This window comes from Promicromonospora sp. NPDC050880 (assembly GCF_044456525.1).
Classification (GTDB): Bacteria; Actinomycetota; Actinomycetes; order Actinomycetales; family Cellulomonadaceae; genus Promicromonospora.
Window position 1 is genome coordinate 140118 of record NZ_JBITFV010000012.1, and the last position, 11955, is coordinate 152072.

7 protein-coding genes are annotated in these 11955 nt (G+C 74.7%); 3 read left to right on the top strand and 4 right to left on the bottom strand.

The window, feature by feature from the left end:
- Positions 1-45 precede the first annotated feature (45 nt).
- Entirely contained in the window at positions 46-846 is an 801-nt protein-coding gene (gene cofE, locus ACIBBF_RS18800) for a coenzyme F420-0:L-glutamate ligase (protein WP_397416236.1), read from the bottom strand.
- Positions 847-998: 152 nt separating this feature from the next.
- Here cofE and ACIBBF_RS18805 point away from each other — a divergent pair, with 152 nt between their 5' ends.
- Positions 999-2474, top strand: coding sequence for a serine/threonine-protein kinase (locus ACIBBF_RS18805; protein ID WP_397416239.1), 1476 nt, complete (start codon positions 999-1001; stop codon positions 2472-2474).
- Between the two features lie 18 nt (positions 2475-2492).
- Here the strand turns inward: ACIBBF_RS18805 and ACIBBF_RS18810 are convergent, their stop codons facing one another.
- The 3 genes from ACIBBF_RS18810 to ACIBBF_RS18820 all read right to left on the bottom strand — a co-directional run bounded on the left by ACIBBF_RS18810 (position 2493) and on the right by ACIBBF_RS18820 (position 5202).
- Complete coding sequence (locus ACIBBF_RS18810; RefSeq protein ID WP_397416241.1) at positions 2493-3485, bottom strand: TIGR03557 family F420-dependent LLM class oxidoreductase; 993 nt, start codon at positions 3483-3485, stop codon at positions 2493-2495.
- Between the two features lie 108 nt (positions 3486-3593).
- A complete protein-coding gene (locus ACIBBF_RS18815; protein ID WP_397416244.1) occupies positions 3594-4469 on the bottom strand; it encodes a hypothetical protein in 876 nt (291 codons plus the stop codon).
- 10 nt (positions 4470-4479) lie between these two features.
- Positions 4480-5202, bottom strand: coding sequence for a DUF6597 domain-containing transcriptional factor (locus ACIBBF_RS18820; RefSeq protein ID WP_397416246.1), 723 nt, complete (start codon positions 5200-5202; stop codon positions 4480-4482).
- Positions 5203-5354: 152 nt separating this feature from the next.
- Here ACIBBF_RS18820 and ACIBBF_RS18825 point away from each other — a divergent pair, with 152 nt between their 5' ends.
- Both ACIBBF_RS18825 and valS read left to right on the top strand, forming a co-directional pair.
- Positions 5355-8960, top strand: a complete 3606-nt coding sequence (locus tag ACIBBF_RS18825) for an ATP-binding cassette domain-containing protein (protein WP_397416248.1) — start codon at positions 5355-5357, stop codon at positions 8958-8960.
- A 109-nt stretch (positions 8961-9069) separates the two neighbouring features.
- Positions 9070-11835, top strand: a complete 2766-nt coding sequence (valS, locus tag ACIBBF_RS18830) for a valine--tRNA ligase (RefSeq protein ID WP_397416250.1) — start codon at positions 9070-9072, stop codon at positions 11833-11835.
- The last annotated feature ends 120 nt before the right edge of the window (positions 11836-11955 follow it).

Consider the following 11955-nt stretch of genomic DNA (forward strand, 5'->3'; position numbering starts at 1 on the left):
CCACCGGACCCGCAAGACCGCAGGACCCGCAAGACTGCCGGGACGTCAGCCGCCGGCCCGGTCGCCGGCCCGGCCGGCCTGCCCGTCCGCCACCCCGCGGGCGTAGGCCTCCGCCGACCCCTCGCGGAACAAGTCGTCGGCGCTGCCGCGCACCAGCACGCGCGCGCCGGGGCCGTCGTCGTCGGTCACGTGGTGCGCCATGCCGCGCACGACGGCGACCGCGCGCCCGCTCGCCTTGCCGCGGACCAGCTCCGACGCGGCGGCGATCTCGTCGACGACGGCGGTGACGGTCACGTTCAGCGGGCGACCGTGGCTGTCGGTGCTGCCGCGCAGGTCGTCGGTGGGCGCGATCCCCGCGCAGCCGATGGCGATGTCCACCAGCGCGTCGCGCCAGGGGCGCCCGGCCGTGTCGGTGACAACCACGCCGAGGCGCCGCAGGCCGAGCCGCTGGGTGAGGGCCGCCCGGATGGTCCGGGCCGAGGCGTCCGGGTCCACGGGGAGGAGCAGCACCGTGCCCTCCGGGGTGTTGCTCGCGTCCACCCCTGCCGCGGCCATCACGAGGCCGAGCTTGTTCTCCACGATCCGCAGCGGGGCCTGCCCGGGCCGTTCGCGCCGGGCCACCACCCGCACGGTCTCGGCGGTGATGGCCGCCTCCCGGTCGTCGGCGGCGACCACCCGGCCTTCCGCCTTGGACACGATCTTGGAGGTCACGACGACGACGTCACCGTCGCGCGGCCGGTCCTGGTCGTCGAGGCCGGCGAGGACGCCGGCGACGAGTGCGCCGAGGTCGTCGCCGGGCCGGATCTCGGGCAGGCCGTCGGGGGCCCAGACACTGAGTCGTTCCACGGGACCATCCTCACACCAGCGACGGCGGGGACCGGTGCGATATCGTTCCCGGGCAAAAGCCGAATATGTCCGGTTCGCGGGATCTCTCGCGTCGACCGTGACCGACAGGGGGAACGTTCGTGGTGCAGGATCCGCCCCGGCGGACCTCGTCGATGCCCGAGCCCGCGGCGCTCCGGTCCGGCGAGCCACGCACGATCGGCCCGTTCCGTGTCCGGGCCCGCCTGGGCAGTGGTGGTATGGGCGACGTCTACCTCGGCACCGGCCGGCGCGGCCGGCAGGTCGCCATCAAGCTGATCCGGGGCGCCGCCCTGCACGACGACGAGTTCCGCGCCCGCTTCCGGCGCGAGGTACGCGCTGTCGGCACGGTCCGCAGCCGGCACATCGCCAACCTGGTGGACGCCGACCCCGACGCCGAGCTGCCGTGGCTCGCCACCGAGTACGTCCCCGGGCCGACGCTCTCCCAGTCGCTCGCCGCGGACGGTCCCCTCGCCGAGGCCGCGGTCCTGGAGCTGGTCCGCGGCGTGGCCGAGGCGCTGCTGGCGATCCACCGCGCGAACCTGGTGCACCGCGACGTCAAGCCGGGCAACGTGATCCTCGGCCCCGAGGGGCCGCGGCTGATCGACCTGGGCGTGGTCGCCACGACCGACGCGACGCGGGTGACGATGACCGGGCAACCCGTCGGCACCCCCATGTACATGGCCCCCGAGCAGGCGGCGGGCGACCGCGCGACGTCGGCCGCCGACGTCTGGGCGCTGGGCGCGCTGGCGTACTACGCGGCGACGGGCCACCACCTCTACGAGGGTGACCACCCCGCCGTGGTCCTGTACCGCGTGTCGGCGCAGGACCCGTCGTACGACGACGCGCCCGGGTACCTCCGCCCGTTCCTCGACGCGTGCCTGGTCCGCGAGCCGGAGCGCCGGCCGTCGCTGGACGCGATCCTGCGCTCGCTCGGGGTGCCCGACCAGTCGGCCCTGGCCACCCTGCCCGTGCTGGGACCCGGCCTCCTGCCGTCCACGCGGCGGGACGGCCCGCGGCGCCGTCCCCGGTGGTCGCGCGTCGCACTGACCGCCGGGGCCGTGACGGCGGTGCTCCTGGGCGGGACCGTCGCCGGCGTCTGGTACTCGCTGGCCGACGACGTGCACGACGGCCCGGGCACGACCGTGACCGACGACGCCGCGCCACCCCCGCAGAGCACGTCGCCCCTGCCGTCGCAGCAGCCCGTGCCGGGCGGCGAGAGCGTGGCGATCACCGACGGGAGCCTGGACCACCCGTGGCCGCAGGGTCACACCCTGCGGCTCGGCGACGGCTCGTGCTGGGTCGCGGGCGTGGCCGGGGTGCGGGGCCGGCAGGTCACGCTCTCGATCGCATGCGACCGGACCGGCTCGGACAGGTGGGGCCATCCTGCGCCGCACGAGTGGTTGCGCGTCGGCGCGGTCGGGCTGGACGGGACCGTCGCGGAGGCCGTCGCCGGGAACGCGACGGCCCAGGACACGTTCTGGACGCGCGGTCCGCTGGCGGACCGGTCAGCCGTCGCGGTCACCGTCACGCTGCCCGACGTCGGGCCGCTCGCCGCCGTCGAGCTGCGGCACAAGGACGGCTACGGCGGGTACTGGTCCGCCACGGTGTGACCGTGCGGCGAGGCCAGCTCACCGCACCAGCTTGGGCAGCACCTCGCGGCCGAACGTCTCGATCCACTCGCGCTGGTTGCGCCCCACGTTGTGCAGGTAGATGCGGTCGAAGCCCAGGTCCACGTAGCGCTGGAGCGAGGCCCGGTGCTCGTCCGGGTCGGCCGACACCAGCACCCGCCCCTCGAAGTCCTCAGGGCGCACCATCCGGGCGAGCTGAGCGAAGTCGTGCGGCGACCGGATGTCGGACCGCGGGAACCGCATGCCGCCCACCGGCCACTCCGTCAGCGCGTTGGCGACGGCCTCCTCGTGCGTGGGTGCCCAGGACAGGTGGAGCTGGAGCGCCTTGGGCATCCGCGCCGGGTCACGGCCCGCCTCGCGGGCGCCGTCGGCGAACCGGCTGAGCAGGGTGGACATCCGTTCCAGCGGCGCGGCCTGCGTGATCAGCCCGTCCGCCGTCCGCCCGGCGCGACGGGCCGTGACCGGGCCCGCCGTGGCGACGAGGATCTCGGGGGCGGCGTCCGGCATGGTCCACAGGCGCGTCGACTCCAGCTTGAAGTAGGTGCCCGCGTGCTTCACGTCCCGCCCGGCCAGCGAGCCGGTGAACAGCTTCCGGATGATCTCGACGGCCTCGAACATGCGGTTGATGCGTTCCGCTGCCTCGGGCCAGTAACCGCCCACGACGTGCTCGTTGAGGGCCTCCCCCGAGCCCACGCCGAGCCAGTGCCGGCCCGGGTTCATCGCCGCCAGGGTCGCCGACGCCTGGGCCACCACGGCGGGGTGCCAGCGGAACGTCGGCGCCGTCACGGGCCCGAGGTCGCCCGTCGTGTGCTCGGCCGCCGCGGCCAGCACGTTCCACACGAAGCCCGCCTGACCCTGCTGCGGGGTCCAGGGCTGGAAGTGGTCGGCGGCCATGACGCCGGAGAAGCCGTGCGCCTCCGCGAACGCCGCCAGCTCGACCGCCTCGCGCGGCGCGAACTGCTCCAGCATCGCGGCATACCCGATGTTCACCACACGCCCAGCCTATGCGGCACCCCGGGCGCCCCGGCCTCGGGCTGCGCACCGGACACCGCCGTGTCGGGCGCCCAGGTCACGTCCGTGACCCGGGCGTCCGGCACGGGGTCACAGCCGGCCGTGCAGCCGGAGCGTCTGCAGGGCACCGAGCGTGACGATGCCGCGCCACTCCACGGACTGCCCCGGTGACCAGTGCAGGAAGTCGAAGTCCCAGCCACCGTCGGCGAGCTGTTCCCTCTCGATCCGCTCCAGCTCCCCGGCGATCTGCGCCTCGGTGAACAGGGCACGGCTGGGTGTGCCGGGGCGGGGCGAGATGATCAGCGGCGTGAGCTGCTCGTCGTCCTGCCCGCCCTCCACGGGGATCGTCCCGTCCTCGCGCAGGGCCGGGCGCAGCCGCTCGACGGCGGCCGCGGCCCGGTCCGGCTCGGGCACGGCGTCCAGGAAGTCGACGGCGAACTTGACCGTGTAGCCGCCCACCGGTGCGTCGCCGTCGAGCTGCCCCCAGCACCACGCCGTGGCCGCGTCGAGCCACTCGTGCTCCACCCCCAGCTCCCAGAGGTGCGCGGCGACGGCGAACGTCAGCATGCCGCCGTCGTTCGGTTGCATCCACGGCGCCGCGGGATAGGCGGCGGCGGTCGGCAGCACGTGCGGCACGCGGCCGTCCGCGAGCGCGACGCCGGCCAGCCAGTCCGCGGTCTCGGTGGCCAGGCGTGCCACCTCGGGGTCGGCGGCGACGCCCAGCTCGGCCAGCACCGCCAGCGCGGACATCGCGCCGGAGACCTGGCTGTCGGGCCCCCGCAGATCGGGTTCGAGGGCATGGCCCCAGCCGCCGTCGTCGTTCCGGTAGGGGCGCAGGGCGTCCAGGACAGGGGCGGCCGGCGCGCCGTCGAACAGCGTGGCGAGACGGTGCCGCTCCAGGAGCCGGGCGTCCGCGTAGACGAACCGCCGGGCCGCGTCGATGTCGATCGTCGTCGGTGTGCTCATGGTGCCGACGCTAGGCGGCGGTCAGCACGGCGTCTTCCAGGAATCGGACCGCCGTGAAGCCTGTCAGACGACGCACCTCGTCGCTCATGTGCGCCTGACTGGCGTATCCGGCCGCGAGCGCCCGCTCCGCCAGGGGCGCCGGCCCGCCGCCGATCAGCCGGCGCAGGCGGGCCACCCGCCCGAGCGTCTTGGGTCCGTACCCGACGGCGTCCACGGTGCGGCGGTGCAGGTGCCGCTCGCTGACCCCGAGGTCGGCGGCGACGCCGGAGATGCGCGCGCCGGGCAGTCCGAGCCGGCGTGCGGCGGCCGCGACCAGGCCGTCCCGTTCCGCCTTGCGCCGCAGCACCGCGCGTGCGAGCAGGTCGAGCCGGCCGCCGGGGTCCGCCGCGTCGAGCGCCTCGGCGAGTGCCGCACCGGCGCCGGGCCAGACCTGGGCGAGCGGGACGCGCTGGTCATGCACCTCCGAGGCCGGGATGCCGAGGACGGCGCCCGCCGCTCCGGGCCGGAGCCGGATGCCACTGGTGCGCGACGCCGCCCGGTCGGCGGCCGCGGCGACGACGACGGGACCGGTGTCGGCGCCGACGACCACCAGCTCGCCGTCGAGCCGGACCAGGTCCACGCAGCCGTCCGGGATGACGCGCTGCTCGTGGCCCGGCGGCACGTCGTGCTCCCAGAGGCAGGCCACGACCGGCAGGAGGCCGGTCGGCGGCGCGAGCTCACGGTATGCGGTCATGGGTGCCACGCTACGCGGCACCACCGACATCCTGCTCGGGGCTGGTCGATCGCCGCGGGGCGGACCGGCGCACACGGCGGGCTCGCTGTGCACGGGGACTCCTCATGGGCGCGGCCGGGGTGAATGTCAGTGGCGGGTGGCAAGGTCGTGCCATGCCCCGCCTCCCGGCTCGTCCGAGCCGCCGAACCCGCCTGCCTCGCGGCCGGCGCCACGCACCGTGGCGCCGGCGTGCGCTGCGGGTCGCCGCCGTCGCGGTCCCGGCCGCACTGCTGGCGGCCGGGGCCTCGGCGTACGCGGCGGTGGTCACGGGGCGCATGGCGGCGGACCCGGCACGGGACACCCTGATCGTCCTCGCGGTGGTCAGCGCGGCCGTCGTCGTGCTGGACGCGGTGACGTGGCTGGTGGTGCAGCGGGCCGCGGCCCGCGCCGAGGCCACGCTGCGCACCGACCTCGCCGCGGCTGCCCTGGGACAGCCCCTGCCCGCGCTGGAGGAGCAGGCGGTGGGCGAGCTCCTGGACCGGGTCAACGGCGATCCCGAGCGGCTGACGCGGGCGATCAGCGGGATCGGCATCACGCTCGGCCAGGCAGGCATCAGCCTCGTGGTCGGCTGGGTCACCGCGGGCCTCGTCTGGTGGCCGGCGTGGATCGCCTTCCCCCTGGTCGCGGCACTGGTGCTGCTGCTCGCCCGGCGTTCGGCACGGCCTCTGCGAGAGCTGAGCCGCCGCAGCTCGGAGGCCGGCTCCGACCACATGGCGCAGTTCGAGGAGGCGGTGGCCGCGCGGGACGACCTGCGCACGGCCCACGGCCAGCGGTACGTGCTGCGCCGGTACGCCGAGCTGGCCGCCCGCCAGATCAGGTTGCGGGAGGAGTGGTCGGTCACGTTCTCCCGGGTGCGGCTGCGCACGGAGCTGCCGCTCGACGCCCTGGTCGGAGCGGTGCTCGTGGGCGGGGTGTGGGCGGTCTCCGGGGGTGCGCTCGACATCGCCCGCCTGGTCACGCTGTGGCTGCTGGTCACGGGGTTCGTGGGCCGGGTGGACGTCCTGGGCCGGCTCCTGCCGCGCGTCGAGGAGGCGATCGGCACCTTCCAGCGGGTCCGCGACCTCCTGGCCGTACCGCAGGAGCCCTCGGGTGGTGCGGGGTTCCCCGTCCGGGAGGGCGGGGTCGACGTGGAGCTGCGCGACCTGACCTTCGCATACGGCGAGGGCTTCACGCTCGGTCCGTTGAACCTGACCGTCCCGGCAGGTACCACCTGCGCCCTGGTCGGCCGCACGGGTGCGGGCAAGACCACGCTGACCAAGACGCTGAGCCGCGCTGTCGAGCCGCCCGGCGGGACAGTGCTGCTGCACGGCCAGGACGTCACGGGCCTGGACCTGGGCGAGCTGCGTACCCGTGTGGGGGTCGTCGGGCAGCGCACCGAGATACTGGCCGCGACGCTCTCCGACAACATCACGCTCTGGGGGCCCGTCCCGCCGGAACGGGTCGAGCGGGCGATGCAGGCGCTCGGCCTGACCTCATGGGTGGCGTCGCTCCCCGACGGCCTCGACACCCGCCTGGGGCCGGACGGCGTCAGCCTGTCCGCCGGCGAGGAACAGCTCGTCGCCTTCGCCCGGCTCCTGGTGCGCGACGTCGAGGTGGTCGTGCTCGACGAGGCCACCGCACGCATGGACCCGGCGACGGCGGAACGGGTCACCCTGGCGTCACGGGCGCTCCTGTCCGGGCGCACGGCGATCGTCGTGGCGCACCGGCTGGCCACCGCACGGCACGCCGACGCCGTGGCGGTGCTCGACGCCGGCCGGATCGTGGAGCACGGACCCTGGGACACGCTGGCGGCCTCCGGCGGCGCCTTCGCACGGTTGCTGACAGCGGCGGGGACCGGCGGGGGCGGAGCAGCGGACGACACGGCGACGGACGACACAACGGCGAACACGGCGGCGAGGGGCACGGTTCCGGCACCCGCCACGCCCCTCCGCTCGGTGCAGGACATGCCGCCGGAGGGAGCGGCGCCAGCGGCCGCCGACCGTGCACCGTCCCGCACGCCCCGGGAGCGGTCGCACCTCCCCCGCCGTCCGCTGGGCCGCGCCGTGTGGAGCACGTTGCGCGCGCGGCCGGCCGGCCTGCTGCTCCCTGCCGTGGTGTGGGAGCTGACGGACTACCTCACCTCGACCGGCCTGGTCGTCGGGTGGCTGTGGGCGGCCCTCGTGGTCGACCTCGAGCAGGGCTCCGCGCCCTGGCTGCTGGCGTGCGCCGTCCTCGCGGCGGTCCTGGCCAACACCCTGCTGCCCTGGACCGTCCGGCTGACGAGCGCCCGGTGGTGGGCCGACTCGCGGCTGAGGCTGCGGCTGTCCCTGTTGCGGGGGCAGACGGCCCAGCGGCGCACCGTCCGCGACGCTCCCGGCGAGATCGCCGCGCGCGCCCAGGAGGAGTACCGCCTGACGGGACACACCCAGGCCTGGCGGGAGCTGCTCACGGCGCCGTTCACGCTGGCCCTGCTCGTCATGCTCAGCGACAGCCTGCTGGCCGGGGCGATCGGGCTGGCGATGGCGGCGGTGATGTTCGCCACCCAGGTCCTGGGCAGCCGCTACGTCGCGGCCGCGGCCCGGCAGGCGGGCGACGCGGCCGCCGAGCTCGGCCGGCTGCTGGGATCGGCCCTGGAGGCCGTGCGCACCGTCAAGCTCACGGCGGCCACGGACGGCGTGCTCGGTCAGGTGGCCCGCGTGGACGGCCGGCGCGTGGAGTCGTCGCTGCGCGAGGAACGCACCGGATTCCTCGTCGGGCTGGCCCCGTCCGTGCTGAGCCGGGCCGCCACCGTCCTGGCGTGGACGCTGCACCTGGGCGGTACGTGGTCCCTGGCCACGACGCTCCTGGTCAGCACGTCGATCGGAACGTTCAGCTGGATCGGGTACGGGCTGGGTCAGCTCGTCACGAGCGGTGCGGCCGCACGCCGCTGGGTGGACGTCACGGCCCGGTACGCCGGCACGGCACGCCTCGCGGACGTACCCGGCGACGTCGACCTGTTCACCGGCACCGTCGTGCCGGGCGGCACGCACCCCGCCCCCGTGCCGGACCGCGCCGCTCCCCTGCACGAGCTGCGCCTCCACGACGTGAGCGCCGTCCACGACGACGGCACGGTGGGCGTGCGCGGCGTGGACCTGACCGTGCGCCGCGGCGAGCTGGTGCTGGTGGTCGGACGCGTCGGCGCGGGCAAGTCGTCGCTGCTGGGGGCGCTGTCCGGTCTGGTCGACGTCGACGGACGGGTGACCTGGAACGGCACCGTCGTGGACGACCCGGAGACGTTCCTGCGCCCGCCGCGAGTGGCGCACGTCGCGCAGGTGCCGCACGTCGTCTCCGGCACGCTGGCGGACAACGTGCGGCTCGACCACGACCGGCCCCTCGACGGCCCGCTCCGGTCGGCGGGACTCGACCGGGACGTCGCCGAGGCGGGCGGCACCGGGACCGTCGTGGGGCACCGCGGCCTGCGGCTCTCGGGCGGTCAGGTCCAGCGCCTCGGCCTCGCGCGGGCGCTGGCCACCGGCTCCGACCTGCTGCTCGTGGACGACGTCTCCTCGGCCCTCGACGCCGTCACCGAGGCCGAGGTGTGGGCGGGCCTGCGCCGGGCCGGCGCCACGGTGCTGGGCACGACATCACGCGCGGCGACCCTCGCCGCGGCCGACCGGGTCGTGGTGGTCGACGGCGGCCGGATGGTCGCCGTCGGGCCCTGGGCCGACCTGGCCCCGCGGTGGTCGCACCTGGCCGGCTGAGCGAGCGCCCGAGCCCGGTCGAGGAGGCCTGCGCGAGCCCTCGTCTGCCCCCGCCTGACCTGTGGACGACGTGCCGCTCGGCTTGCTCGGATCTGGGACACTGGTGCGCATGAGCATTCCCGCCTCCTCCGGGCCGACGGACCCGGCTGCGACCACACCCGCACCTGACACGACACCGACCCACGCCGCCACCGCGGTACCGGGCAGCGACGTCGTACGCGCGGTGGTCAAGGCGGTACCGGACAAGGTCAGCACGGACGGCCTGGAGACGAAGTTCGACGAGCGGTGGAGCGCCGAGCGCACCTTCGCGTTCGACCGCACCAGGACCCGCGACGAGATCTACTCGATCGACACCCCGCCGCCCACGGCGTCCGGCTCCCTGCACGTGGGACACGTGTTCAGCTACACGCACACCGACATCGTGGCGCGCTACAAGCGCATGCGCGGGCTCGAGGTCTTCTACCCCATGGGCTGGGACGACAACGGCCTGCCGACCGAGCGCCGCGTGCAGAACTACTACGGCGTGCGCGTGGACCTGTCGCTGCCGTACGACCCGGACTTCACGCCGCCGTTCGAGGGCACGGACAAGAACGTCAAGGCCGCGGACCAGGTGCCGGTGAGCCGGCGCAACTTCGTCGAGCTGTGCGAGCGCCTGACGGCCGAGGACGAGAAGCAGTTCGAGGAGCTGTGGCGGCGCCTCGGCATCTCGGTGGACTGGGCCCAGACGTACCAGACCATCGGTGACTCCTCCCGTGCCACCGCGCAGCGGGCGTTCGTGCGCAACCTCCAGCGCGGCGAGGCCTACCAGGCCGAGGCCCCCGGCCTGTGGGACGTCACGTTCCAGACCGCGGTGGCGCAGGCCGAGCTGGAGGCACGCGACTACCCGGGCCACTTCCACAAGGTCGCGTTCCACAAGGCCGACGGCGAGCCCGTCTACATCGAGACCACGCGGCCGGAGCTCATCCCCGCGGCCGTCGCCCTCATCGCCCACCCGGACGACGAGCGCTACCAGCACCTGTTCGGCACCACGGTGACCTCACCGCTGTTCGGCGTCGAGGTCCCGGTGCTCGCACACCACCTGGCCGAGCCCGACAAGGGCGCCGGCATCGCGATGTGCTGCACCTTCGGCGACCTGACCGACGTCCAGTGGTGGCGCGAGCTGCAGCTCCCGACGCGGTCGATCATCAACCGCGACGGCCGCATCACGCGCGAGGTGCCGGAGTGGCTCCCCGAGGGTCCCGGCGTCGAGCTCTTCGAGACCGAGGTGGCCGGCAAGACCACGTTCAGCGCCCGCAAGGCGATCGTCGAGGCCCTTGCCGCCTCGGGCGACATGCCGACGGAGCCGGTCGCCACGCAGCGCAAGGCCAACTTCTTCGAGAAGGGCGACAAGCCCCTCGAGATCGTGACCTCGCGCCAGTGGTACATCCGCAACGGCGGCCGCGACGAGGCGCTCCGCGAGGAGCTGCTGGGCCGTGGCAAGGAGCTCGACTTCCACCCCGACTTCATGCGGGTGCGGTACGAGAACTGGGTCAACGGCCTCAACGGCGACTGGCTGGTCAGCCGCCAGCGGTTCTTCGGCGTCGCGATCCCGCTGTGGTACCCGGTGACCGCGAACGGTGAGGTCGACTACGACCACCCGATCGTGCCCGCCGAGGAGACCCTCCCGGTCGACCCGACGTCGCAGGCGCCTGCCGGGTACACCGAGGAGCAGCGCGGCCAGGCCGGGGGCTTCGTCGGCGACGCCGACGTCATGGACACCTGGGCCACGTCCTCCCTGACGCCGCAGATCGTGTCAGGCTGGGAGCGCGACAACGACCTCTTCGAGCGCGTCTACCCGATGGACCTGCGCCCGCAGGGGCAGGACATCATCCGCACCTGGCTGTTCTCCACCGTGGTGCGCTCGCACCTGGAGAACAAGGTGCTGCCCTGGAAGAACGCGACCATCAGCGGTTGGATCCTCGACCCGGACCGCAAGAAGATGTCGAAGTCCAAGGGCAACGTGGTCACGCCCATGGACCTGCTCGTGGAGCACGGCTCCGACGCGGTGCGGTACTGGGCGGCCTCGGCGCGCCTGGGCACCGACGCGGCGTTCGAGATCGGCCAGATGAAGATCGGCCGCCGCCTGGCGATCAAGGTCCTCAACGCCTCGAAGTTCGCGCTGTCGTTCGGCGGCGGCGCGGGCAGCGAGATCACGCTCGACCCGGCAGCGGTCACGGTCTCCCTGGACCGCTCGATGCTCGCGGGTCTGGCCGGCGTGGTCGAGCAGGCCACGGCCGCGCTCGAGACCTACGACCACACCCGGGCGCTGGAGCTCACGGAGACGTTCTTCTGGACGTTCTGCGACGACTACCTCGAGCTCGTCAAGGACCGCGCGTACGGCGCGGGCGCGGACGCGGCGGACGTCTCCGCGGAGACGACGTCGGCCCGCACGGCGCTGGCGATCGCGCTCGACACCATGCTGCGTCTGCTGGCGCCCTACCTCCCGTTCGCCACGGAGGAGGTCTGGTCCTGGTGGCGCGAGGGTTCGGTGCACCGCGCCCCGTGGCCCGTGGCCGAGCCGCTGCGTGCGGCAGGCGGCGACGCCGACCCGGCCGACCTCGCCGCCGCAGGGCACGCCCTCGCGGCGCTGCGCAAGGTGAAGTCCGAGGCCAAGGCATCCATGCGCACGCCGATCGTGGCCGCGTCGCTGGCCGTGCCGGCCGCGTCGCTGGCCGCCGTCGAGACGGCGGTCGAGGACGTCAAGGCTGCGGGACGCGTCACCGGCCCGCTCGAGCTGGTGACCGCGACGGAGGGCCAGGGCGACCCGGCCGTCCAGGGTGGCATGGTCGTGACCTCCAGCGAGCTCGGCGAGGCTCCGCCCCGCAACAAGGGCTGATCCCCAGGCGGCACCAGACGGTGCCGAAGGAGAATTGTGGCGAGACAGAACGGGGGGGGGGGGCCCCGCGGCGGGCCCGGCCCCGGCGGGGTAGGCCCCGGGGTGTGGGGGGCCCCCCAG